A 23756-nucleotide genomic window follows, 5' to 3' on the forward strand; every position below is an offset into this window, starting at 1 on the left:
CCGCTAGCCCGCCCCGCCCGCGCCCCGCGGCGTCGTCCGCTCCGCCGGGACCGACTCCACGATCGAGGGGAAGGCGGGCGTCGACAGCACCCGGGTCAGCCGGAAGTCGGCGGCCGAGAGCAGCGTGGCGTACTCCTCCGCCGTCCGCTCCCTGCCCTCGGTGACCGCCATCATCGCCACGTCCATCGCCTTGCCGTAGTGCGGCGCGTTGCCCGGCGGCAGCACGGCGTCCACGAGCAGCAGCCGCCCGTGCGCCGGCACCGCGTCCCGCACCCGCCGCAGGATGTCCACGCAGGCGGCGTCCGGCCAGTCGTGCAGCACGTGCTTGAGCACGTACACATCCCCGCCCGCCGGCACGGACGTGAAGAAGTCGCCCGCCTCGGCACGCCAGCGGCCCGTCAGCCCCGGCACGTCCAGCAGGTGCCGGGCGATGGCCGGCTCCTGGTCGTACAGCACGCCGGTGAGCGAGGGGTGCAGCTCCAGCACGGCGCGCAGCAGCCCGCCGCGGCCGCCGCCGACGTCGACCACCGTGCTGCCCTCGGGGAACGGATAGCTCTCCGCGACCAGACCGTCCACCGGCCCGGACAGCGACGCCATCCCCGTGTCGAACAGCTCGCGCGTCCCGGGATCGGCGGCCAGCACCTCGAAGAGCGGCGCCCCGAAGATCCGGTCGAACGACGGCCCCGCGGTCCGCACGGTCTCCGCCAGCGCCGCCGAGGACCGCCGGAACGTCTCGTCGGTCAGCATCAGCACCGCGTCCCGCAGCGAGTGCGGCTCGTCGGAGCAGAGCGGCCGCGCGCCCGGCGTCAGCTGGAAGGTCCCGGTCGCGTCCTCGCGGAAGATGTCCCGGGTGGCGAGATAGCGCAGCAGGCGCCGCAGGTGGGGTGCGTGCGTGCCGGTGGCCTCGGCGAGCTGCTCGGCCGTACGCGGCCCCGCGGCGAGGTGGTCGGCGATGCGGTACTCCACCGCGGTGCGCAGCGCGGCGGAGAACAGGTGCCCCAGCGCGTGCTCCACCAGAAAGGCGACCGGGTCCTCCGGCCCCCGGCCGTCGGCGGGCCGGTGCGCCGGGCGGCCGGCGAGGGGGGCCGCGGGCGGGATCGTGGGCCGCTCCGTGGACCGGCCGGCTGATGAGGTGGTCAACGTCCGCCTCCCGTCACTCACATGAACCGGACTGAGTCGTCCCGTACCGAGGGTCCACCGTGGCAGCGCCCGGCCCGCCTGTCACCGGCGCACCCCGGACACCCGCGAACTCCGGCCACCACAACGGCAATGCCGCCCTTCCCCGGCGGCCCCGGCCGGCCGTCGGCGGACGTGCCGCGTCCTCTGTGCCGGTACGGGCCTTCCGTGATCGAATACGGCACATGAGCGATCGCGCGCGAGAGATGGTCCTGGCCCCGCTCGACGCCCGCATGGCGGACCTCGAAGCCCTCTACGAAGACCTCCACCGGCACCCCGAACTGTCCTTCCAGGAGACCCGCACCGCCGCCGAGGTCGCGCGGCGTCTGGAGGCCGACGGCTTCGACGTGCTCACCGGCATCGGCCGCACCGGCGTGGTGGGCGTGCTGCGCAACGGCGAAGGACCGACCGTCCTGCTCCGCGCCGACATGGACGCGCTGCCCGTCACCGAGCAGTCGGGTCTGCCGTACGCCTCCGCCAGCCCCGGCGTCATGCACGCCTGCGGCCACGACGTCCACGTGACCTGCCTGATCGGCGCCGCGGGACTGCTCGCCGCCGGGCGGGACCACTGGTCCGGCACCCTCGTCGCGCTCTTCCAGCCCGCCGAGGAGGACGGCGGCGGCGCCCAGAAGATGATCGACGACGGCCTCTACACCAAGGTCCCGGTGCCGGACGTGGTCTACGCCCAGCACGTCGCGCCGCTCGGCGCCGGCCTGATCGCGTACCACGACGGCGCCTGCATGGCCGCCGCCGACAGCCTGCGCATCACCTTCCACGGCACCGGCGGCCACGGCTCCCGGCCCGAGACCACCGTCGACCCGATCGTGATGGCCGCCTCCTTCGTGCAGCGCGTGCAGTCCGTCGTCGCCCGCGAGACCGCGCCCAAGGACCAGGCCGTCGTCACCATCGGCTCGTTCCACGCGGGCGACGCCCCGAACGTCATCCCCGACCACGCCACCGTCCAGCTGAGCATCCGCACCTTCGACGAGGAGGTGCGCGCCCGGGTGCTGGCCGCCGTCGACCGCATCGCCCGCGCCGAGGCCGCCGCGTCCGGCGCGGCACGCGCCCCCGAGACGGAGACCCTCGCCACCTTCCCCGTCACCCGCAACGACTCCGCCGCGCTGCGCGAGGTCAACGCCGCGTTCGCCGGGCTCTTCGGCGACCAGGCACTGTTCCCGTACGACCCGGCCTCCGGCAGCGAGGACGCGGGCCTGCTCGCGACCGCGGCGGGTGCCCCGCTGTACTACTGGTGGCTCGGCGGCTGGGACCCGGCCGCCTTCCGTACGGCACTGGAGGCCGGCCGGATCTCCCAGGACATCCCCTCCAACCACTCCGCGCGCTTCGCGCCCGTCCAGCAGCCGACCCTGACGATGGGCACGCGCGCGCTGGTCGCGGCGGCCCTCACCCGGCTCGGGAAGGACGGGGCGGGAGCCTGAGGCCGGGCCCCGCCGGAGCCCGGGCCGGAGTTTCGGCGGCGGCGTTGACCTTGTCCTCGGGGCAAGCCCCAGCCTCGGTCGTGGAAGGCGGCCGCGGCGCGGTCCGGCTCTGCTGAGCCGGACGGCCGTGGGCCGGCGGGCGCGGTGTACCGGGAGGTGAGGACGGGTGGGGGAGAACGGTCTGCTGACGATCGGTGCCTTCGCCCGTGCCTCCCGGCTGTCCCCGAAGGCACTGCGGCTCTACGACGAACTGGGCCTGCTGCGCCCGGCCCGCGTCGACCCGCGGAGCGGCTACCGCTTCTACGCCAGGGACCAGCTCGAACGGGCCCGGCTCGTCGCCTGGCTGCGCCGCCTGGGCATGCCCCTGGCCCGCATCCGGACGGTGTGCGACCTGGCCCCCGCCGAGGCCGCCGCGGAGATCGCGGCGTACTGGGCGGGCGTCGAGGCGGACACCGCGGCCCGCCGGGACCTGGCCGCCTTCCTCATCGACCAGCTGCGAGGAGAGGACCCGGCCATGACCCACGAAACGATCAGCGGCATCCGCTACGCCGCCCTGTCGGACACCGGCCTGGTGCGCGAGGGCAACCAGGACACCGCGTACGCGGACAGCCGGCTGCTCGCCGTCGCCGACGGCTTCGGCGCGGACGGTGCCGCGGCCGGCAGCGCCGCGATAGAGGCGCTGCGCGCCCTGGAACAGACCCCCGCCCCGCTGCCCGGCGACATCCTCAACACCCTGAGCGAGGCCGTCGGGCGCGCCAACCGCGCCGTCGCGGAACGCGGCGCGGGCGAGGACAGCGGCACCACCCTCACCGCGATGCTGTGGACCGGCTCCCGGCTGGCGCTGGTGCACGTCGGCGACTCCCGCGCGTATCTGCTCCGCGACGGCGGCTTCTTCCGCATCACCCACGACCACACCCTCGTGCAGTCCCTCGTCGACGAGGGCCGCATCACCCCCGAGGAGGCGTCGGCGCACCCGCAGCGGGCACTGCTGCTGCGGGCGCTGGACGGCCGCGACGGCGAGGGCTCGGTGCCGGACCTGACGCTCCACGACGCCCGGCCCGGCGACCGCTACCTGCTCTGCTCCGACGGCCTGTACGGCGTGGTCCGGGACGCGGACCTGCGCCGCGTCCTGACCACCGGCAGCACCCCCGAACAGGCCGTACGCGAGCTGATCGCCCTCGCCCACGAGGCCGGCGCCCCGGACAACGTCAGCTGCGTCGTCGCGGACACGGTCCCGGCCGCCCGGCCGGACTCACCGGCGGGCGCGGTCCGGCCGGGGCGGTGAGCCGAGGCGGGGCCCGCCCGAGGGGACGGTCGGGCCGGCCCGTGCGGTGGGCTCCCGGGTGCGGCCGGGCCGGGCCGTGAGCCGGAGCGGACGAGGCCCGTGAACCGCCTCAGGCCAGGCCCTTGAGCATGCCGTGCCAGTAGAACTGCGGGAGCCCGTACCGCTTGAGGAACCACATGTCCGTCCGCTCCTTCGCCGTGTCCACGAAGGGCACCGAAGGAGCGGGCTTCAGCTCGTAGTCGAACTCCGCCAGCAGCATCTTGTGGCGCGCGGTGACCAGCGGGCAGGACGTGTACCCGTCGTACCGGGCCCGTGGCGGCCGGCCGCGCAGCGAGTCCCGGAGGTTGGCGACCAGCACCGGGGCCTGCTTGCGTACCGCCGCGCCGGTCTTGGACGTCGGGAGGTTCGCCACGTCCCCGAGCGCGAATATCTCCGGATGGTCCGGGTGCTGGAGCGTCGCCGGGTCGGCCTTCACATAGCCGAAGGGCGAGTCCGGGTCGGCCAGCGGCCCGCCGGCTATCCACTCGGGGGCCGCCTGCGGGGGCACGGCGTGCAGCAGGTCGTAGGAGAGCGTCTCCTTGTCGCCGGTCGCGTGGTTCACGATCACCGCCTCGCGGTTCGCGCCGTCCACGGAGACCATCTCCGACCGCAGTCGCACCTCGATGCCGTACCGCAGTGCCACGTCCTCCAGGACCCGGCCGAACTCCGGCACCTTGAACATGGCCGTCTCGGGCAGCACGAGGACGACCCGTATGCGGTCCAGCACGCCACGCTTGCGCCAGTGGTCGGCGGCCAGGTACGCGATCTTCTGCGGCGCGCCCCCGCACTTCACCGGCCCCGCCGGCATCGTGAACAGCGCCGTGCCGCTCTTCATGCCGCGGATCAGCTCCCAGGTCAGCGGCGCCAGCTCGGGCAGGTAGTTGCTGGTCACGCCGTTGTGGCCGAGGGCCTGCGCGAGGCCGGGCACGCCGTCGGGGTCCAGCCGCAGCCCGGGCGCGAGCACCAGCCGGTCGTACGAGACGGTCCGGCCCGACGCGGTACCGACCGTGCGGCCGGCCGGGTCGACGGACACCGCGGCCTCCCGCAGCCAGTGCACGCCGGCCGGCATCACCTCGGCCTCGGTGCGTAACGAGGCCCGCAGCGGGGCCTGGCCGCCGCCGACCAGCGTCCACAGCGGCTGGTACCAGTGCGTGCCGGAGGGCTCCAGCACCGCCACGTCCGGCGCCCCGGCCCGCCGCAGCCGCGCGGCCACGGTGATCCCGGCGGTACCGCCCCCGACGATGACGATGCCGTGATGCTCCCGAGCCCGGTCCCCGGACGACGCCACCGGCCGCCCGCCCGGGCCGGGACTCCCTGCCGAGGCGGGCTTGTCGGTCGGTGAGGGCTTCCCGGCCGGGGCAGGGTTGTCGGTTGGTGAGGGCCTTCCGGCCGGGGTGGGGCTTCCGGCCGGGGACGGCTTCCCGGATGTGGTCGGGCTCCCGGTCGGGGACGACGGCTTCTCGGACGGGTCGTGGGGTGAGGTGGACATGCGTGCCTCCAGGGGCGAGGGAACGGTGCGTCCGTCGGACCCGGGTCCGGCCCGGCTCCGGCGGGTTGCCCACAGACTTCCAGGACCGGCCCGCCCGGACGAGGCCGCACCAGGCCGACCCGCGACGGTCACGCGGAGGGTGTGGCGAGCCCGGGTCGGGCCGGGGCCCGGGCCGAGGGCGGGGACGGCGCGGCTTCCACGGTCGGCTTGGCGGTCCCGGTCGGCGCTGCCTGCCCGCGCTGCCTGCCCGCGCGCCGCCTGCCCGCCGGAGTGGCATGAGCCCGCTTGCGAGGTCTCCGGGCGACCCGGCTCTGTGCTCGGTGCCCTGGACACGGTCGGCGTAGCGGTTACGGTGTGGGGGCGGGCGAGCGGCCGGCGCCCGGCCGGAGGACCGGAGGACAGCTGCTGAGGGCATCAATCGCGCGTTCAACGAACGTTGATCGGCGAGTTCGATGCTGAGCGCATGTTGCGCCGTGTTCCCTCCGAGCCCGCTGACCCGAGCCTCGTTCCGCACCCGACGCACCCGGCCAAGCCTGCACTGAGCTGGGCCGGAGAGCTGGGCCGCGTCGAGGAGCTGACCCACGATCAGCTGATCGACCGGTCGGCACGGGCAGCCACCGTCCTGGCCCGCTTCGGTATTCGGGCCGGTGACCGGGTGGCCGTCCATCTGCCCCTGGTGCCCGAGTCGGTGATCGCCACGCTCGCCTGCGGCCGTATCGACGCCGTACGCACCACCCTGCCGGTCTCCCTGAGGCCCGCCGAGCTCACCGCCCGGCTGCGGGACTCCGGGGCGAGCGTCGTGATCACCGCCGACGCCGGCTTCTGGGACGGCGCGGTGCGCCCGGTCAAGGCCGCGGTCGACCGGGCCCTGGCCGGCGGCGGCACGGAGGTGCGGACGGTACTCGTCGTGAGCCGCTGCCCCCGCCCGGTCGCCTGGCACCCGGGCCGCGACCACTGGTGGCACGAGTCGCTCGCCGCCGCAGGAGGCGGTCGTACCCTGGAGGGGTGAGTGAGAACGCGGATGCCGCAACCGAGAACGAGGGCCGGCCGAGCCCGGGCGAGAACCGGCCCGGAGCTGCCGCGTTGATCTTCGATGATCCGCTGGACCAGCAGTCGGCCGACGACACGGACCGCGGCTGGGGCGAGCGCCCAGGTCCCGGCAGCAGCAGCGCGGCCGACCTCGCCCGCTTCCTGGACGAAAAGCCGCCCCACCACATCTGACGGCCCCGGCGCCAGCAAGCCCTGCGCTGACAAGCCCTGCGCCGGCAAGCCCGGTGGCCGCGGCACCCCGCTCCGGCGGTCGCCCGACGCCCCGGCTCGACGCCCGTCCGGCGTCCCGCACCGACGGCAGTCCGGCAGTCCGCGCCGACGGGGTCGCGGGGGCCGCGGGGGACCGCTCCCAGGGCGGTCCGTACAGCATCTTTCGCCGCGGCCAGAAGAACCGCTCCCACGGCGGTCCCCGGGACCGCTCCCGCGGTGGTGCTCAGAACCGCTCCCGCGGTGGTCCCGAGCAGCGCGTTCGGCGTGCTCCGGCTTCGGGGAGCCACGCTCGCTGAAGCCCGGGGCACAACGGGTGCGGTGCCCCGGAGAACCGCGGTCGCGGCTGTCCGGGGCACCGCCTTCGCCGCGCGGGGCGGCCGCGTGCGTCAGTCCTGCGACTTCTCCGTGGAGACGGGGGCCGGGATCGTCCCCACGCCGGCGCCCGCGACGGGCTCCTCGCCGGTCCGCTGGCTGACCAGGGCGTCGCGGATCTGCATCAGCAGCTCGACCTCGGTCGGGTCCACCGGACCCTCCTCCACCGGCTTCTTGGCGTCCTGACGCGCCTTCCACTTGTTCATCGGAAGGATCATGAGGAAGTAGACGACCGCTGCGGTGATCAGGAAGGTCAGCGCGGCGCTGAGCACCGAACCCCACAGGATGTAGATCCCGTCGGTGAACTCGCCGGTCTTCTTGTCGACGGGGCAGGTGGTCAGGCAGGTCTTGTAGTGGTCCAGGTTCTGCGACCCGAGCGCACCGACGATCGGGTTGATGACGCCCTTCACCACGGCGTTCACGATGTTGGTGAACGCGGCTCCGACCACGACGGCAACCGCAAGTTCGACCACGTTGCCGCGCATCAGGAATTCCTTGAATCCCTGCAGGACGCCGTTCTTCTCGTCGCTCACCTGACAGCCTCTTTCCACACTTACTACGGACACCGTGCCCGTCCGGGGCAGCGGCGCAACTTACGGCGAGGTGGGGCACAGCTGTCCAAGGGACCGAAAGGGACCGGGGGATGGACGGAGCGTCAGTACGGGTCAGCATGGCGTTACCGCCGTACCGGGTGAAATCGCCACATTGCGACACCGGTGGCTGCCCCACCGTTCGCAACAGTTTCGCGTGCCTCTTGCGTATCGGCCAGTAGAACGGAACGGCCGAAACCGCCCGCGGCGCGTGTTTCACCGGGTGGCGAGGCGATCGCGAGCGCGGCCGCCATGGCCGCCAGGCCAGCGGAAATGGCGTACCAGCGGATCTTCGGCAGGCTTGCGAGCCGGCGTCGCGCGCCGCCGATGCGGAATGGCTCGAAGTGCGGAACTTCACACAACGGGGGTGTCGGCAACGGGAGATTGTTGTATGGGGAGGTAGTCATTTCGGTCACCGCCGGAGAAAGGGGATTTTGCGCCCGGCGTCGGTGCGCCGGGCCGTCGGACGAGACAACCCTGACCGAATCCGGCGGAAGCCGCCGGGGGCTGTGGACAACCGGAGCGGCTACTCGTCGGCTGTGGACATCTCCGTCACCCCTCGGGCGATTCCCGCGGTGCTGTAGGCGGGTAGGCGGTGAGGGCGGGTGGGCACGCCCCGCCCGCCACCCCGCCCGCGTACGCCGCCCCTGCCCGCCGCACGCCCCGTCCGCCGTAAGCCGCCTCGCTCCCCGCCGCGCGCGAGCGTGTTCGCTACGGCAGCTCGATCCCCAGCTCGCGGTCTCCGAGTGCCGCGGCGCAGGCGCAGTCGCGGGCCGTGGTCGCCGGGAGGGCCGCCACCGCGTCGAAGAGGACCTCGCGCAGGCGGCCGATGTTCTCGGCGAAGACCCGCAGCACCTCGTCGTGCGAGACGCCGGCGCCCGCCTCGCTGCCCGCGTCCAGGTCCGTGACCAGGGCCAGCGACGTGTAGCAGAGGCCCAGTTCGCGGGCGAGGACGGCTTCGGGGTGGCCCGTCATGCCGACCACCGACCAGCCCTGCGCGGCGTGCCAGCGGGACTCGGCGCGGGTGGAGAAGCGCGGGCCCTCGACGACCACGAGCGTGCCGCCGTCGACCGGCTCCCAGCCGCGTCCGCGTGCCGCGTCGACGGCGACCCGGCGCCCGGCGGCGCAGTACGGGTCGGCGAAGGCGGTGTGCACCACGGCGGGCATGCTGCCGTCCGGGAGCGGCACCCCGTCGAAGTACGTCTGCGCGCGGGTCTTCGTACGGTCCACGAGCTGGTCCGGTACGAGGAGCGTGCCCGGCCCGTACTCGGGGCGCAGGCCGCCGACCGCGCACGGCCCGAGGACCTGGCGGACGCCGGCCGCGCGCAGCGCCCAGAGGTTGGCGCGGTAGTTGATGCGGTGCGGCGGGAGGTGGTGGCCGCGGCCGTGCCGGGGCAGGAAGGCGACCTGCCGGCCGGCGACCTCCCCGAGGAAGAGCGAGTCGCTGGGCGGTCCGTACGGGGTGTCGACCGTGACCTCGGTCACCGCGTCGAGGAAGGAGTAGAAGCCCGAACCGCCGATTACGCCGATCTCCGCGTCAGCCATGGCGGTCAGATTAGCCCTCGCCCCCGCGCACATGGGGCGCGTCGCGGTGACGAAGTGATGACGGATGACGGGTGACGACGTTCAGGGGGCAGCGGGCGGCCACGGCGCCGGGTGGCGGCGGCCCGGCGAACCGGACGACCTCGGCACCGTTCCCCGCCCGAAACGCACGAGGCCCCGCCGGGCACGGCCGGCGGGGCCTCGTGGAAGTGCGGCTGTCAGGCGGCCGAGCTGCTGCTCGACGCGGTGGTGGAGCTGCTGCTCGACGTGGTCGAGGAGGAGCTCGACGACGTGCTGTCGGAGCCGCTCGACGACGAGGAGGACGAGCTCGACGCGGAGGACGCCGGGCTGCTGCTCGACGAGGAGCCGCGGCTGTCGTTCCGGTAGAAGCCGGAGCCCTTGAAGACGATGCCGACCGCCGAGAAGACCTTCTTCAGGCGCCCCTGGCAGCTGGGGCACTCGGTGAGCGCGTCATCGGTGAACTTCTGCACGGCCTCGAGGCCCTCGCCGCACTCGGTGCACTGGTACTGGTAGGTCGGCACTTGTCTTCCTCCTGGCACTCTCACTCGATGAGTGCTAACGACGATCCATAGTGCAGTATTCCGGCGCGTCAGTCCACTGTGACGGGGGCACGGTGACCGACTCCACGCGCTGCGACCCGTCCGTTGGCCGGCGGAACCAGGCGCCCGCGCAGCGCCGCCAGCACCAGAAAGGCCAGCGCCGTACCGGCCAGCGGCACGAGGAATCCGGCGCTGGGCCCGAAGCGGTCGGCGAGCTGTCCGGCCGTCGTGGCGGCCGCGGCCTGCCCCAGCGCGACGGCGCCGGTCAGCCAGGTGAACGCCTCCGTACGCGCCGAGGCCGGCACCAGGGACTCGACCAGGGTGTAGCCGGTGATCAGGGCCGGGGCGATGCACAGGCCCACCAGGAGGCCGGTCGCGCCCAGCAGGGGCACGGCGGTGAGCGCCCACAGGGGCGTGGTGGCCAGCGCCAGCAGCCCGTAGGCGACCAGCAGCCGGCGGCGCGGACCGGTCTTCCAGGCGATCGCGCCGCACGCGATGCCCGCGGTCATGTTGCCCGCCGCGAAGATCCCGTACAGGACGCCGTTGATGCCCGGCTGCCCGATGGACTCGGTGAACGCCGTCAGCGAGACCTGCATGCCGCCGAAGACCGAACCGATGCCGAGGAACACCGCGATGAGTACCCGGACGCCGGGTACCGAGAGGGCCGAGGCGCGGGTTGTGCCGGCCTGCTTCGTGCGGTGCGCGGTCGGCTGGCTGCGGCGCTGCGCAGCGAAGAGCAGGCCGCCGGCCAGCGTCAGCACGGCCTCGGCGACCAGTCCGGCCGCCGGGTGGACGCCGGTGCACAGGGCCGTGGCCAGCACCGGGCCCACCACGAAGGTGAACTCGTCGGTGACGGACTCGAAGGCCGCGGCGGTGGACATCAGGGGGCTGTCGCTCAGCCGCGCCGCCCACCGGGCGCGCACCATCGGGCCCACCTGGGGCGTCGAGGCGCCCGTGGGCACGGCGACGGCCAGCAGCGCCCACAGGGGCGCGTGCAGCAGGGCCAGGGTGATCAGTGCCGCCACGGAGGCGGCGTGCACGGCCACTCCGGGGAGCAGCACGGCGCGCTGCCCGAAGCGGTCGGCGAGCTTGCCGCTCTGCGGCGCGAACAGCGCCATCGAGACGCCGGTCGCGGCGGAGACGGCGCCCGCGGTGCCGAAAGAGCCGGTGGTGTGCTGGACCAGCAGGACGATGCCGATGGTGAGCATCGCGAAGGGCTGCCGGGCCAGGAAGCCGGGCAGGACGAACGTCCAGGCGCCCGGGGTGCGCAGGAGCTGCCCGTAGCCTGGGCGCCGGCCTGCGGAATTCTTCGCGGAAGCGCTCGTGGCACGCTCCGCCGCGTTCTCGACCGTTTCTGCGTTCTGGACCGTGGGTGCCACGGCCGGGCCTTTCCGCCGCCTGGTGACGCGCCCGTGAGGTCGTCACGGTGAGCGCGCCGAGAGCTGTCCTCTCGCGCTGGACCGAGTGATACCGGGTCCGCACCTGACAGGTGGCTGCGTACGCAGGGGACCGCGGCCGCCGAGCGGTCGCGCCAGCTCTGCATCAGGCAGAGTGGGTGTCGTGCATGTGCTTCTTCATGCTACAGGCGCAAGGGTGTCGCGGCCTGCGATCCGGCCGGTGAGATCTGCGCCACACCTGGGATCGGCAGGGCGCCGTCCGCTCGGAGCCGGCCACCGCCTCCCTCGGGAGGCGACGACTCCGGCACCCGAAGAGGCGCACCCCGTAGCCCCCTGGAGGCGACGACTCCGGCGCCCCGAAGAGGCACCCCCGCAGCTCCGGCGCCCCGGAGAGGCGCGCCCCGCGGCCCCCGGGAGGCGCGCTCACTTCCGGGGTGCCGACGCCCCGCTCGTGCCCAGCCAGCCCGCCAGCTTGCCGCCCTGGGAGACCGCCTGGAGGCGCCGCTCGGCGGCGTCCCGTACCGGGTCGGTGGCGACCACCAGCAGCTCGTCGCCGTGGCGCAGGACGGTCGTGGGGGACGGTACGAAGCTCGTGCCGTCCCGGACGACCAGGGTGACCGCGGCGCCGGCCGGCAGCCGCAGCTCGGCGATCTCCACGCCGTGCATGCGCGACTTGGGACCGATCGCGGTCGACAGCAGGTGGCCGCGCAGCCGCTCCAGGGGTGCCGACTCGATGCCGAGGTCGGCGGCCTCCTCCTTCTCGCCGATCCGCAGCCGCCGGGCGAGCCAGGGCAGCGTGGGGCCCTGCACGAGGGTGTAGACGACCACGAGCACGAAGACGATGTTGAAGACGCGCTCGCTCTCGGGGACCTTGCCCACCATCGGGATCGTCGCCAGCACGATGGGCACGGCGCCGCGCAGCCCCGCCCAGGAGAGCAGCGTCTGCTCGCGCCACGGCATACGGAAGGGCCGCAGGGTGAGCAGTACGGAGAGCGGGCGGGCGATCAGCGTCAGTATCAGGCCGATGACGATCGCCGGGAGGATGTCGTCCCCGAGGTTGTGCGGCGTGACGAGCAGACCGAGCAGGATGAACATGCCGATCTGGCCGAGCCAGCCCAGTCCTTCGGCGAAGCCGCGGGTGGCGGCGGAGTGCGGCAGCTTGGAGTTCCCCAGGACCATCGACGCCAGGTAGACCGCGAGGAAGCCGGAGCCGTGCGCGAGGGCGCCCGCCGCGTACGCGGAGACGGCGATGGCCATGACGGCGATCGGGTACAGGCCGGAGGCCGGGAGGGCCACGTGCCGCATGCCGAAGGCGCCGAGCCAGCCGATGGCCAGGCCGATCACGGCGCCGATGGCCAGCTCGAGGGCTATCTCGCCGACGAGGACGTACCAGTGCTCGACCGGGCCCGCGGTCGAGAAGGCGACGACCAGGATGACCACGGGGGCGTCGTTGAAGCCCGATTCGGCCTCCAGGACGCCCGTGAGGCGGGCCGGCAGCGGCACGCTGCGCAGCACCGAGAAGACCGCCGCGGCGTCGGTGGAGGAGACCACCGCGCCGATGAGGAGCGCCTGCCGCCACTCCAGCCCGACCAGGTAGTGCGCGCCGGCCGCGGTGACCCCCACGCTCACCGCGACTCCGAGGGTGGACAGCAATGCCGCCTGGGGCAAAGCGGGCCGGATCTCTTTCCACTTCGTGCCGAGACCGCCCTCGGCGAGGATCACCACGAGCGCGGCATAGCCGAGGATCTGGGTCAGTTCGGCGTTGTCGAAGCGGACTCCGATCCCGTCGGACCCTATGGCGACGCCGATCCCCAGGTAGACGAGCAGGCTGGGGAGCCCGCTGCGCGAGGAGATCCGTACGGCCGCCACGGCGATGAGCAGTACGAAAGAGCAGACCAGCAGGAGTTCGTTGAGGCGGTCGACAGTCAGGGGCCGGGTCCTTCCTGGCAGATGTCCGGGCGTACGTACCCCGGTGATTTTACTTACTGTATCTAGTTACTGACCCTAACAATTTACCATTGCTTGAATATCGGAGGCGCTGGTGGTGACTCCGCGTAGGGGTCGCCGATCCGGTGCGCCTATGGTTGCTCCAGCACTCCCACCCTGCCCCTCGAAGGACAGAGATGCCCGCCAACAAGTCCGGCCCCGCTCCGAAGAAAAAGGGGCGGCGCGCCCGCCTCGTCGTCATCTTGGTCGTGCTTCTGCTCGTGGCGGGCGTCGGCTACGGGACGTTCTGGGGCGTCAGCACCGTCCGCGCGTCCTACCCGGAGACCACCGGGTCCCTGAAGATGCCGGGCCTGTCCAATCCGGTGGACGTCATGCGGGACGGCAACGGCATCCCGCAGATCTACGCCGACACCGATGAGGACCTCTTCCGCGCCCAGGGCTACGTCCAGGCCCAGGACCGCTTCTGGGAGATGGACGTCCGCCGCCACATGACGGCAGGACGCCTCTCCGAGATGTTCGGCAAGGGCCAGGTGAAGACCGACGCCTTCCTGCGCACCCTCGGATGGCACGAGACGGCGCAGAAGGAGTACGACACCAAGCTGTCGGACAGCACCAAGAAGTACCTCGACGCGTACTCCGCAGGTGTCAACGCCTACCTCAAGGACCACGAGGGCTCGGCGCTGTCCCTGGAGTACGCCGCGCTCGGCCTGCAGAACGACTACAAGCCGGGCAAGTGGACCCCCGCCGACTCGGTGGCCTGGCTCAAGGCCATGGCCTGGGACCTGCGCGGCAACATGCAGGACGAGATCGACCGGTCCCTGATGACGAGCCGCTTCTCCCAGAAGCAGATCGCCGAGCTCTACCCGTCGTACCCGTACGACCGCAACAAGCCCATCGTGCAGGGCGGCGCCGTCGACCCGGCGACCAAGGAGTTCGACCCCGACGGCACCCCGAGCGGCACGCAGGCCGGCAGCGCGGCCGGCGCCGCGCAGTCCCTCCAGAGCCAGCTCTCCTCGCTCTCGGACACCCTCGACAAGGTGCCCGCGCTGCTCGGCCCGAACGGCAACGGCATCGGCTCCAACTCCTGGGTGGTGTCCGGCAAGCACACCACCACCGGCAAGCCGCTGCTGGCCAACGACCCGCACCTGGCGCCCCAGATGCCCTCGCTCTGGTACCAGATGGGCCTGCACTGCCGCACGAAGAGCCCGCAGTGCAACTACGACGTCTCCGGCTTCACCTTCTCCGGGATGCCGGGCGTGGTCATCGGCCACAACCAGGACATCTCCTGGGGCATGACCAACCTCGGGGCCGACGTCACCGACCTGTACCTGGAGAAGGTCAACGAGAACGGCTACCTGTACGACGGCCGTGAGGTGCCCTTCACGACCCGCAAGGAGACCATCAAGGTCGCCGGCGGCTCCAGCCGCACGATCACCGTGCGGTCCACCAACAACGGGCCCGTGGTCTCCGACCGCGACGGCGAGCTGGTCAAGGTCGGCAAGGACGCCCCCGTGGGCAACGCCGCGCCCGACCGCGGCGACGGTTACGCCATCTCCCTGAAGTGGACCGCGCTCAGCCCCGGCCGCTCCATGGATGCCGTGTTCGAGCTGAACCGGGCCTCCGGCTGGGACGAGTTCCGCAAGGCCGCGCGCAACTTCGAGGTGCCGTCGCAGAACCTGATCTACGCCGACACCAAGGGCAACATCGGCTACCAGGCGCCCGGCCGCATCCCCATGCGCGGCAAGGGCGACGGCTCGCTGCCCGCGCCGGGCTGGGACCCCGAGTACCGCTGGACCGGCTACATCCCGCAGTCCGCGCTGCCCTGGGAGCTGAACCCCAAGAGCGGCTACATCGTCACCGCCAACCAGGCCGTGATCGACCAGGACAAGTACCCGTACCTGATCACCAGGGACTGGGGCTACGGCGCGCGCAGCCAGCGGATCGACGACCTGATCAAGTCGAAGATCAAGGACGGCGGCAAGATCTCCATGCACGACATGCAGACCATGCAGCTGGACAACAGCAGCGAGATCGCCGAACTGCTCACGCCCTACCTGCTGAAGCTCGACGTCAAGGACAAGTACGTCCGTGAGGCCCAGCAGCTCCTGGAGGGCTGGAACTACACGCAGGAGTCCGACTCGGCGGCGGCCGCGTACTTCAACGCGGTCTGGCGCAACACGCTCAAGCTCGCGTTCGGCGACAAGATGCCGAAGGAGCTGCGCGTCGAGGGCCAGTGCCTGACGGTCCACCCGGCCGACATGACAGGCCCGGCCGACGACCTGCAGAAGTGGGTCCGTGAGTGCGGCGAGCGCGCCAAGGACTCCGCCCAGCCCGACGGCGGCGACCGCTGGTTCGAGGTCGTGCGGAAGATCCTGAACGACCCGAACAACGACTGGTGGAAGACCGAGGACAAGCCGGGCCGCCCCGGTGACAAGAACCGCGACCAGCTCCTCGCGCACGCCATGCAGGACGCGCGCTACGAGCTGACCGCCAAGCTCGGCAAGAACATCAACACCTGGAGCTGGGGCCGCCTGCACCAGCTGACGCTGAAGAACCAGACGCTCGGCACGGACGGCCCCGGCATGCTCCAGGGCCTGTTCAACCGGGGGCCGTGGAACCTCGGCGGCGGCGAGGCGGCCGTGGACGCCACCGGCTGGAACGCGGCCGGTGGGTACCAGGTCGTCTGGGTGCCGTCGATGCGGATGGTGGTCAACCTCGCGAACCTCGACAAGTCGCGCTGGATCAACCTCACCGGCGCCTCGGGGCACGCGTACAGCGACCACTACGACGACCAGACCGGCAAGTGGGTCAAGGGCGAACTGCTGCCGTGGGCCTTCTCCGACAAGGCCGTCAAGGCCGCGACGAAGGACACGCTGACGCTGTCCCCGTGACGCGCCGCCCGGCCCGATGAGCGGGTACGGACGACGGCCGCCGGGCCGCCCCCGAGAACGCGGGCGGCCCGGCGGCCGTCGTTTCCGGCCGTTTTTCCGCAGGCCGGCGGGCGACGCCCGCTCAGGTCCCGGCGGGCGACGCCGTGAAGCGGTGCACGCCCGACGGAGTGACCGCCGCCTGCACCGGCCGGTCGTGCGCCTCGGCCGGCACCTCCGCCAGCACCTCGTTGTCGTAGAGCAGCACGATCAGCGCGGGCGTGGCACCGGCGCGGTCCAGCCGCGCCAGCACCCGGTCGTAGCTGCCGCCGCCGCGGCCGAGGCGCAGGCCCCGCCGGTCCACCGCCAGGCCCGGCAGGAGGACCGCTCCCGCGCCCGTGACGGCCTCCGGACCGAGCCGGGGCCCCGCGGGCTCCAGCAGCCCCCGTCCGGCCTTCACGAGCCGCTCACGGCCCTCGTACACCGCCCAGTCGAGGTCGTTGTCCGGCAGCAGCACCGGCAGCAGCACGCGGACGCCCGCGGCCCGCAGCCGGTCCAGCAGCGCGCGGGTGGACGGCTCCCGGCCGACGGAGACGTACGCGGCCACCGTTTGGGCGTCCGCCAACTCGCCGAGCTGCAGCGCCCGCTCGGACAGAACCGATCCGGCCGCCGACACGTCATCCAGAGGCAACGTGTTCCTCACCTCGATGAGGTCCTGCCGCAACGCGCGCTTTCTAGCGTCATTCGTGGTCACTGTGCGCCCTTGCTCCACTCTCATGCGCTTTTCACCGGACCATCATGAAGCGTCACAAAGCTCCGGTTATCGTGTGCCGCATGACTGAATCGCGTACTCGGATCCGTAAGGCTGTCATCCCGGCGGCCGGTCTCGGCACCCGCTTCCTGCCCGCCACCAAGGCGACCCCGAAGGAAATGCTGCCGGTCGTCGACAAGCCCGCCATCCAGTACGTGGTGGAGGAGGCCGTCACCGCCGGGCTCTCCGACGTGCTGATGGTCACCGGCCGCAACAAGCGCCCCCTGGAAGACCACTTCGACCGCAACTACGAGCTCGAAGAGGCGCTCAGCCGCAAGGGCGACCGGTCCCGGCTCGCCCGGGTGCAGGAGTCCAGCGACCTGGCGACGATGCACTACGTACGGCAGGGCGACCCCCGCGGCCTGGGCCACGCGGTGCTGTGCGCCGAGCCGCACGTGGGCGACCAGCCCTTCGCCGTCCTCCTGGGCGACGACCTGATCGACCCCCGTGACCCGCTGCTGCAGCGCATGGTGCAGGTCCAGGAGGAGCACGGCGGCTCCGTCATCGCCCTGATGGAGGTCGACCCGGCCCAGATCGGCATGTACGGCTGCGCGGCGGCGACGCCCACCGGCGACGACGACGTCGTGACCGTCTCCGACCTGGTCGAGAAGCCCGACCCGGCCGACGCGCCCAGCAACCTCGCCATCATCGGCCGGTACGTGCTCGACCCCGCCGTCTTCGAGGTGCTGCGCAAGACCGAGCCGGGCCGGGGCAACGAGATCCAGCTGACCGACGCCCTCCAGGTGCTGGCCTCCGACTCCTCGATCGGCGGCCCCGTGCACGGCGTCGTCTTCAAGGGCCGGCGCTATGACACCGGCGACCGTGGCGACTACCTGCGTGCCATTGTCAGACTGGCATGCGAACGTGAGGACCTGGGCCCGGACTTCAGGACCTGGCTGCGCAGTTACGTCACCGAGGAGATGTAGGGCTTTGAGCGGGACCACCGACCGGACCAGCCACCACGACCGCGTCTGGTCGGTGGCCGACCACATCGACGACGTCCTGTCCAAGATCCGCCCGCTGGAGCCGATCGAGCTCCAGCTGCTGGACGCCCAGGGCTGCGTCCTGGTCGAGGACGTCACCGTGCCGGTCGCGCTGCCGCCCTTCGACAACAGCTCCATGGACGGCTACGCCGTGCGCGTCGCCGACGTCGCCGGGGCCACCGAGGAGTACCCGGCGGCGCTCACCGTCATCGGTGACGTCGCGGCCGGCACCGGCGACCTGCCCACCGTCGGGCCCGGCGAGGCGGCCCGCATCATGACCGGCGCCCCGCTGCCCCCGGGGGCCGAGGCCGTCGTCCCCGTGGAGTGGACCGACGGCGGCACCGGAGGCGGCCCCGCCGCCACGATGCGCGCCCACAGCACCGACCCCGCGGGCGCCACCGGCGAGGTCCGCGTGTACCGCCCGGTGGAGGCGCAGGCCCATGTGCGTCTCCGGGGCAGCGACGTCTCGGCCGGCGAGCCCGCGCTCGCCGCCGGCACCGTCCTCGGGCCGCCGCAGATCGCCCTGCTCGCCGCCATCGGCCGCGGCTCCGTCACCGTACGGCCGCGCCCCCGCGTCGTGGTGATGGGCACCGGCAGCGAGCTGGTCCAGCCCGGTGAGCCGCTGGGCCCCGGCCAGATCCATGACTCGAACAGCTTCGCGCTGACCGCCGCCGCCCGGGACGCCGGGGCCATCGCGTACCGGGTCGGCGCGGTCGCCGACGACGCCGACACGCTGCGCGCCGCCATCGAGGACCAGCTCATCCGGGCCGACATCGTCGTCACCAGCGGCGGCGTCAGCGTCGGCGCGTACGACGTGGTCAAGGAGACGCTGTCGGAGCTCTCCGGCGAGGAGGGCAGCGTGGAGTTCCGGCGGCTCGCCATGCAGCCGGGGAAGCCGCAGGGCTTCGGGCTCATCGGGCCCGACCGCACGCCGCTGCTCGCCCTGCCCGGCAACCCCGTCAGCTCCTACGTGTCCTTCGAGCTCTTCGTGCGCCCCGCCATCCGCACCCTGATGGGCCTGCAGGACGTCCACCGCTACACCGAGCGGGTCCGCTGCACGGAGGACATCGCGTCCTCCCCGAAGGGGAAGCGGCAGTTCCTGCGCGGCCGGCACGATCCGGTCTCCGGCACGGTCACCCCGGTCGGCGGCGCCGGCTCGCACCTGATCAAGGCGCTCGCGCACGCCAACTGCCTGATCGCGGTCCCCGAGGACGTCACCGCCGTCGCCGCGGGCGAGGAGGTGGACGTACTGCTGCTCGGGTAGCACCGGCTGCCGGGGTGACGGCCGCCCCCTGCGGGTACGGTGTCGTCGCACAGGCGCGGCACGGTCCGGACCGGGAGAACGATGAGCAGCGGTCAGCAACACCTCACCCACATCGACGCGGCGGGCGCGGCCCGCATGGTCGACGTATCCGAGAAGGACGTCACGGCGCGCACCGCACGCGCCAGCGGCAGGGTCCTCGTCGCACCGCGCGTCATCGAACTGCTGCGCGGCGAGGGCGTCCCCAAGGGTGACGCCCTGGCCACCGCGCGCATCGCCGGGATCATGGGCGCCAAGCGCACCCCCGACCTGATCCCGCTCTGCCACCCGCTGGCCGTCTCCGGCGTGAAGGTGGACCTCTCGGTCGCCGACGACGCCGTCGAGATCCTGGCCACGGTGAAGACCACGGACCGCACGGGCGTGGAGATGGAGGCGCTGACCGCGGTCACGGTCGCCGCGCTGACCGTGATCGACATGGTCAAGGCGGTCGACAAGGGCGCCGTCATCACCGACGTGCGCGTGGAGGAGAAGAGCGGCGGCAAGTCGGGCGACTGGACGCGCGAGGGCGGCGCGGAGACGGGCGCATGAGCGCGCACTCCGTACCGGACGCCCCGGCACGCCCCTACCGCGCCGTGGTCGTGACGGCCTCCAACCGCGCCGCCGCCGGGGTCTACGCCGACAAGGGCGGCCCGCTGATCGCCGAGGCGCTCACCGCGCTGGGCTTCGAGGTCGAGGGGCCGCGCGTGGTCCCGGACGGCGACCCCGTGGAGGCCGCGCTGCGCGAGGCGGTGGCCGGCGGCGCCGACGTGGTGGTCACCACCGGCGGTACGGGCCTCTCGCCGACCGACGCCACCCCCGAGGCCACCCGCCGGGTGCTGGACCACGAGGTGCCGGGCATCGCCGAGGCCATCCGGGCCGAGGGCCTGGCCAAGGTGCCCACGGCGGCCCTCTCGCGGGGCCTGGCGGGCATCGCGGGCCGCACCCTGATCGTGAACCTGCCCGGCTCCACCGGCGGCGTCCGCGACGGCCTCGCCGTACTGGAACGGCTCCTCGTGCACGCCGTCGACCAGTTGCGCGGCGGCGACCACCCGAGACCGGCCGGGAGCACGCACTGAACGCGCCCTGGCCGGTGGAGCTGGCGGACGGCGACACGGCCCTCCGCCCGATAAGGCTGCGTGACCAGCGGGCGTGGCGCGAGGTCAACCGGCGCAACCGCGAGTGGCTCCGCCCGTGGGAGGCCACCATCCCGCCCGCGCCGCCCGGCGCGCCCCCGGTCCAGCGCCCGACCTACCGTCAGATGGTGCGGCACCTGCGCGCCGAGGCGCACGCGGGCCGCATGCTGCCGTTCGTCGTGGAGTACCGGGGCCGGCTCGCGGGGCAGCTGACGGTCGCCGGGATCACCTGGGGATCGATGTGTTCGGGCCATATCGGCTACTGGGTCGACGAGGCCGTCGCGGGGCGCGGCGTCATGCCCACGGCGGTCGCGCTCGCCGTTGACCACTGCTTCCGTACGGTCGGTCTGCACCGCATCGAGGTGTGCATTCGCCCGGAGAACGTGCCCAGCCGCCGGGTGGTGGAAAAGCTCGGCTTTCGCGAGGAGGGGCTGCGGCCGCGCTATCTGCACATCGACGGCGCCTGGCGCGACCACCTGGTTTTCGCGCTGACGGCCGAGGAAGTACCGGGCGGGCTGCTCGCGCGCTGGCACCGGGAGAAGCCGGGCACCTCAGGGACATCCCACAAATAAAAAGTGTGTTCGAATTAATCCATCAATTCGACACATTCGCAGTGCGTTGATCGCAACAATCACAAAAAAAGTTCGAGATATCAGCCAGATCGTGCGACACACCGGCTCAATTGGCGGATGGCCCCGCTCAAACCCCTCTACCGTGTGAGGCGTGAGCAGCAGCGGCCTCATTTACGCAGTCATCGTCGGGGCCTGGGCCGCCTACTTGGTGCCGATGTGGCTCCGTAGGCAGGACGAGCTCAATGAGGCCCGCCCTACGGAGCGCTTCAGCACCGCCATCCGGCTCCTGTCCGGACGGGCGGCGATGGAACGCCGTTACGCCAAGGGGCAGGAAGGGCGCTCGACCGACGATGCGGGCGGAGAACGGGACCCGGACGCACAGGCCGAAGCGGCCGACGTCCGGTCCGCAGGCGTGCCGGCGGACGAGGACCGCCCGCCCGGCGCGCACGCGGCGGACGCCCGCGCCGCCGAGGAGCGCGAGGCTCCGCCCACGGCCGTGCAGCCGCAGGGCCCGGCGCACCCCCGCCCCTCGTCCGCCGAGCGCACCAAGCGGGCCAAGGTGCTCGCGCGCCGCCGCCGCACGATCACGGTGCTCTTCCTCGCCTTCACCCTCGGCGCCGTCGTCGCCGCGGTCGGCGGCATCACGTATCTGTGGGCGCCCGCCGTCCCGGCCGTGCTGCTGAGCGCGTACATCGTGTACCTCCGCGTGCAGGAGCGCCGCCGGTTCGCCTTCACGATGGACCAGCGGCAGGCCGAGGCCGCCGCGCAACGGCTCCGTGAGGGCCGAGCCCGCCCTCGCCGGGCGGGCGCCCATCCGTCCGCGGAGAAGGGGCCCGCCGAGCCGGCCGCCCCCGTGCCTGAGCCGGCGCGCCCCGAGCCCACGCCGAGCGTGGACCGCCGCGTCCGCGCCGAGGGTGCGCGGCAGCACCCCCGGAGCGGCGACGGCGAGGGCTGGGACCCGGTCCCGGTGCCGCTGCCGACGTACGTCACGGCCCCCGTGGCGCCGCGCGCCGCCGGCCATGTCGACCTGGGCGCCGACGACGCCTGGAGCTCGGCCCGCTCCGGCACCGCGGGCGGCACGGCCCCGGCCGCCGGCGCCGGCGCACCGGCCGCTGCCGCCGACGCCGAGCCCCGTCCGGCCACCGGCCGGGACCACCAGGCGGGCGGCCGCCGCGGCCGCACTCCGCTCTTCGACCAGTACGCCGCGCCGGCCGACGAGGGGCTGGACCGGCCGCGGGCGGCGAACGAGTGAGCCGCCATCCCTGACCAGCGCGGGAAGCGATTTCCGAGCACGGCCACAAGGATGCTAGAGTTTCACTCGTCGCAAGGGCCTGTGGCGCAGCTGGTAGCGCACCTCGTTCGCAACGAGGGGGTCAGGGGTTCGAATCCCCTCAGGTCCACCGACACCAGAGCCCCTACCGGGAACACCGGTAGGGGCTCTGGTCGTTCTCGCTCCGATCGTTCAGGAGCTTCGGTCGTTCCCGGAGGGGACCGGCCGGGCCGGAGTGGGACCGGCCCGGGCGGTGGTTCAGGATGCCGCGCGCTGGCGGTGGTTGCCCTTGGTGTTCTGGGCGTGGCGGGCGACGACCGAGGGCGCGGGGGAGAGGTCCAGCTGGCGGACCAGCTGGTGGAAGCAGAGCAGTACGGTCACCGGCGGCAGCCCGGCCACGGTGATGCCGGCCGGCGTCGCCGGGGTGTGGGCGATGCACAGCAGCATGGCGACGGCCGCGAAGAAGATGACGACCAGCCAGGACTGCGCGGTACGGCGGCGGTAGGCGCGGGCCCGGAGGATGGAGAGGGTGGCGGCGATCCAGGGGCCGTAGATGAGCAGCGGCCACAGGTCGGCGATGTGGCGCGGGGCGACGCCGCCGGCCAGCGCGCGGAGCGAGGGGTAGGACGCGAGCGCGCCCAGGATGCTCACTGCGATGACGATCAGGGCGGTCAGCGTCACGGACACCAGGCTCAGCACGCGCTGCCAGGTCCAGGTGGCGACCCAGGTGCGCAGGAGCGAGGTCTTGCGGTGCCGGACCGGCGGCCCGGTCGGCGCTGCCGGTGCGGGCGGCGGGGCCACGACGGGCTGCTCGGCCGTCTCCAGGAGCTGTGCGAGCTCTCCCTCCAGCTCCTCCACGACGGCCGCGTCCCAGCCGTCGGACGTGGTGCCGAGCATCACGTCGTCCCGGAAGAGCGGCATGCCGGTGAGGTCGGGGGCGGAGTCGAGTTCGTCGGTGACCTGGCGCGGCAGCCGGTGCCGGCCGGAGCCGTCCTGGTATCCGGTACCGCTGGGGTAGCCGGTGCCGCCCGGATGTCCGGTACCGCCCTGGTATCCGGTGCCGTCCGGGAACGCGGGGCTGTCCGGGTAGCCGGAACCGCTCGGGTGGGGGACCTGCGGGGTGTCGTACACGTCGGCTCTCGTGAAGTTCGATGGGGACCGGGACCGAGGCGGGGCCGGTGCCGGCCGCGGGGCGGCCGGGGACCGGGAGGCGGGGGCTAGCGTCTGACGCGCCCCGCGCGGTCCAGCGGACCCAGCGCGGCTTCGATCCCGTCCAGGTCCGACAGCAGCATCTCCAGCAGGTCGCCGGTGTGCTCCAGCCGCACGCGCTGCCCGGCGCGCTCCAGGTGCACGTCCGGGCGGCCGGTGCCGGCGGGCCCGGCGACCGCCGCACTCAGGTGCCAGCCACCGAGCTGCCGCATGGGCGGAATGCTTGTCTCAGGCATACTCCGTCAACGAAGAAAAGAGCGCAGGGAAACGTGGCATCCGGGTAATTCGGGTTTTATTTTCCGGCCGTCGGGAATGCCGACAGGCTGATGTTTTTCTGCAATAGAAATCCCTTGAGTAAATATGTTGAGCGGGTCCGTGCGGTGCCGGCGGGGGGCGGGGTGCGGGCCCGGGCCCCCTGTGCGGCCCGGCCAAGCGGCCTCGTCCGGGGCGCCGGCCCGACCTGAGCCGCGCGGGGTGCCGGGCGCGGCCGGTCGTCGCGGGCGGGCCGGCGGAGGTTT

At 73.0% G+C, this 23756-nt stretch carries 22 protein-coding genes and 1 tRNA gene; 12 read left to right on the plus strand and 11 right to left on the minus strand.

Annotated elements, in window-relative coordinates:
- Positions 1-3: 3 nt before the first annotated feature.
- Positions 4-1140, minus strand: coding sequence for an acetylserotonin O-methyltransferase (locus tag C3486_RS08670; RefSeq protein ID WP_258052669.1), 1137 nt, complete (start codon positions 1138-1140; stop codon positions 4-6).
- 221 nt (positions 1141-1361) lie between these two features.
- Here C3486_RS08670 and C3486_RS08675 point away from each other — a divergent pair, with 221 nt between their 5' ends.
- Both C3486_RS08675 and C3486_RS08680 read left to right on the plus strand, forming a co-directional pair.
- Entirely contained in the window at positions 1362-2612 is a 1251-nt protein-coding gene (locus C3486_RS08675; protein ID WP_103832008.1) for an amidohydrolase, read from the plus strand.
- A gap of 166 nt (positions 2613-2778) precedes the next feature.
- Complete coding sequence (locus C3486_RS08680) at positions 2779-3897, plus strand: MerR family transcriptional regulator (protein WP_258052670.1); 1119 nt, start codon at positions 2779-2781, stop codon at positions 3895-3897.
- Between the two features lie 109 nt (positions 3898-4006).
- Here the strand turns inward: C3486_RS08680 and C3486_RS08685 are convergent, their stop codons facing one another.
- A complete protein-coding gene (locus C3486_RS08685) occupies positions 4007-5224 on the minus strand; it encodes an FAD/NAD(P)-binding oxidoreductase (protein WP_103832009.1) in 1218 nt (405 codons plus the stop codon).
- Between the two features lie 664 nt (positions 5225-5888).
- On the opposite strand from C3486_RS08685, the gene C3486_RS08690 reads away from it, so the two are divergent.
- Both C3486_RS08690 and C3486_RS08695 read left to right on the plus strand, forming a co-directional pair.
- Entirely contained in the window at positions 5889-6434 is a 546-nt protein-coding gene (locus tag C3486_RS08690; protein WP_103832010.1) for an AMP-binding protein, read from the plus strand.
- Positions 6431-6646, plus strand: coding sequence for a hypothetical protein (locus C3486_RS08695; protein WP_103832011.1), 216 nt, complete (start codon positions 6431-6433; stop codon positions 6644-6646). Before C3486_RS08690 ends, C3486_RS08695 begins: the two co-directional genes overlap by 4 nt.
- A gap of 425 nt (positions 6647-7071) precedes the next feature.
- Here the strand turns inward: C3486_RS08695 and C3486_RS08700 are convergent, their stop codons facing one another.
- The 6 genes from C3486_RS08700 to C3486_RS08720 all read right to left on the minus strand — a co-directional run bounded on the left by C3486_RS08700 (position 7072) and on the right by C3486_RS08720 (position 13075).
- A complete protein-coding gene (locus C3486_RS08700; protein WP_258052673.1) occupies positions 7072-7542 on the minus strand; it encodes an MscL family protein in 471 nt (156 codons plus the stop codon).
- 191 nt (positions 7543-7733) lie between these two features.
- Complete coding sequence (locus C3486_RS36910) at positions 7734-8063, minus strand: hypothetical protein (RefSeq protein WP_146074978.1); 330 nt, start codon at positions 8061-8063, stop codon at positions 7734-7736.
- A gap of 295 nt (positions 8064-8358) precedes the next feature.
- The gene (locus C3486_RS08705; RefSeq protein WP_103832013.1) at positions 8359-9192 is read right to left on the minus strand and encodes an S-methyl-5'-thioadenosine phosphorylase; all 834 of its coding nucleotides are present in this window, start codon (positions 9190-9192) and stop codon (positions 8359-8361) included.
- Between the two features lie 215 nt (positions 9193-9407).
- Positions 9408-9731 (minus strand): FmdB family zinc ribbon protein, encoded by a 324-nt coding sequence (locus C3486_RS08710; RefSeq protein ID WP_103832014.1) that lies wholly within the window; start codon positions 9729-9731, stop codon positions 9408-9410.
- A 68-nt stretch (positions 9732-9799) separates the two neighbouring features.
- A complete protein-coding gene (locus C3486_RS08715) occupies positions 9800-11020 on the minus strand; it encodes an MFS transporter (protein WP_258052674.1) in 1221 nt (406 codons plus the stop codon).
- 549 nt (positions 11021-11569) lie between these two features.
- Positions 11570-13075: a potassium/proton antiporter gene (locus C3486_RS08720; RefSeq protein WP_181138491.1), complete on the minus strand. Its 1506-nt coding sequence runs from the start codon at positions 13073-13075 to the stop codon at positions 11570-11572.
- A gap of 194 nt (positions 13076-13269) precedes the next feature.
- Here C3486_RS08720 and C3486_RS08725 point away from each other — a divergent pair, with 194 nt between their 5' ends.
- On the plus strand, positions 13270-15984 hold the full coding sequence (locus tag C3486_RS08725; protein ID WP_103832017.1) for a penicillin acylase family protein: 2715 nt from the start codon (positions 13270-13272) through the stop codon (positions 15982-15984).
- A gap of 121 nt (positions 15985-16105) precedes the next feature.
- Here the strand turns inward: C3486_RS08725 and C3486_RS08730 are convergent, their stop codons facing one another.
- On the minus strand, positions 16106-16738 hold the full coding sequence (locus C3486_RS08730) for a 5-formyltetrahydrofolate cyclo-ligase (RefSeq protein ID WP_103832018.1): 633 nt from the start codon (positions 16736-16738) through the stop codon (positions 16106-16108).
- 56 nt (positions 16739-16794) lie between these two features.
- Here C3486_RS08730 and galU point away from each other — a divergent pair, with 56 nt between their 5' ends.
- The 7 genes from galU (at position 16795) to C3486_RS08765 (ending at position 22159) form a co-directional block, all read left to right on the plus strand.
- On the plus strand, positions 16795-17697 hold the full coding sequence (galU, locus tag C3486_RS08735; protein WP_103832019.1) for a UTP--glucose-1-phosphate uridylyltransferase GalU: 903 nt from the start codon (positions 16795-16797) through the stop codon (positions 17695-17697).
- A 4-nt stretch (positions 17698-17701) separates the two neighbouring features.
- Positions 17702-19018: a gephyrin-like molybdotransferase Glp gene (gene glp, locus C3486_RS08740; protein WP_103832020.1), complete on the plus strand. Its 1317-nt coding sequence runs from the start codon at positions 17702-17704 to the stop codon at positions 19016-19018.
- Positions 19019-19099: 81 nt separating this feature from the next.
- Positions 19100-19603 carry a cyclic pyranopterin monophosphate synthase MoaC gene (gene moaC / locus C3486_RS08745; protein WP_103832021.1) on the plus strand — a complete coding sequence of 168 codons (504 nt, stop codon included), beginning with the start codon at positions 19100-19102 and terminating at the stop codon, positions 19601-19603.
- Positions 19600-20130, plus strand: a complete 531-nt coding sequence (locus C3486_RS08750; protein WP_103832022.1) for a molybdenum cofactor biosynthesis protein B — start codon at positions 19600-19602, stop codon at positions 20128-20130. The genes moaC and C3486_RS08750 overlap by 4 nt, the downstream gene beginning before the upstream one ends.
- A complete protein-coding gene (locus C3486_RS08755; protein WP_103832023.1) occupies positions 20127-20759 on the plus strand; it encodes a GNAT family N-acetyltransferase in 633 nt (210 codons plus the stop codon). The genes C3486_RS08750 and C3486_RS08755 overlap by 4 nt, the downstream gene beginning before the upstream one ends.
- A gap of 151 nt (positions 20760-20910) precedes the next feature.
- Positions 20911-22011: a gephyrin-like molybdotransferase receptor GlpR gene (gene glpR, locus C3486_RS08760; protein ID WP_103832024.1), complete on the plus strand. Its 1101-nt coding sequence runs from the start codon at positions 20911-20913 to the stop codon at positions 22009-22011.
- Between the two features lie 75 nt (positions 22012-22086).
- Positions 22087-22159 (plus strand) — tRNA-Ala (locus C3486_RS08765).
- 128 nt (positions 22160-22287) lie between these two features.
- Here C3486_RS08765 and C3486_RS08770 read toward each other — a convergent pair.
- Positions 22288-23160, minus strand: a complete 873-nt coding sequence (locus C3486_RS08770) for a DUF2637 domain-containing protein (RefSeq protein WP_258052672.1) — start codon at positions 23158-23160, stop codon at positions 22288-22290.
- Positions 23161-23246: 86 nt separating this feature from the next.
- Entirely contained in the window at positions 23247-23450 is a 204-nt protein-coding gene (locus C3486_RS08775) for a hypothetical protein (protein ID WP_103832025.1), read from the minus strand.
- Between the last annotated feature and the right edge of the window lie 306 nt (positions 23451-23756).

Source organism: Streptomyces sp. Ru73 (genome assembly GCF_002920575.1).
GTDB lineage: Bacteria > Actinomycetota > Actinomycetes > Streptomycetales > Streptomycetaceae > Streptomyces.

What these genes read in the sequence shown, in the direction of transcription:
- C3486_RS08700 (WP_258052673.1), bottom strand. Translation starts at nt 7,542, where the DNA reads ATGCGCGGCAACGTGGTCGAACTTGCGGTTGCCGTCGTGGTCGGAGCC.
- C3486_RS08690 (WP_103832010.1), top strand. Translation starts at nt 5,889, where the DNA reads ATGTTGCGCCGTGTTCCCTCCGAGCCCGCTGACCCGAGCCTCGTTCCG.
- C3486_RS08750 (WP_103832022.1), top strand. Translation starts at nt 19,600, where the DNA reads ATGAGCGCGCACTCCGTACCGGACGCCCCGGCACGCCCCTACCGCGCC.
- C3486_RS08775 (WP_103832025.1), bottom strand. Translation starts at nt 23,450, where the DNA reads ATGCGGCAGCTCGGTGGCTGGCACCTGAGTGCGGCGGTCGCCGGGCCC.
- C3486_RS08675 (WP_103832008.1), top strand. Translation starts at nt 1,362, where the DNA reads ATGAGCGATCGCGCGCGAGAGATGGTCCTGGCCCCGCTCGACGCCCGC.
- galU (WP_103832019.1), top strand. Translation starts at nt 16,795, where the DNA reads ATGACTGAATCGCGTACTCGGATCCGTAAGGCTGTCATCCCGGCGGCC.
- C3486_RS08730 (WP_103832018.1), bottom strand. Translation starts at nt 16,738, where the DNA reads ATGAGAGTGGAGCAAGGGCGCACAGTGACCACGAATGACGCTAGAAAG.
- C3486_RS08725 (WP_103832017.1), top strand. Translation starts at nt 13,270, where the DNA reads ATGCCCGCCAACAAGTCCGGCCCCGCTCCGAAGAAAAAGGGGCGGCGC.
- C3486_RS08705 (WP_103832013.1), bottom strand. Translation starts at nt 9,192, where the DNA reads ATGGCTGACGCGGAGATCGGCGTAATCGGCGGTTCGGGCTTCTACTCC.
- moaC (WP_103832021.1), top strand. Translation starts at nt 19,100, where the DNA reads ATGAGCAGCGGTCAGCAACACCTCACCCACATCGACGCGGCGGGCGCG.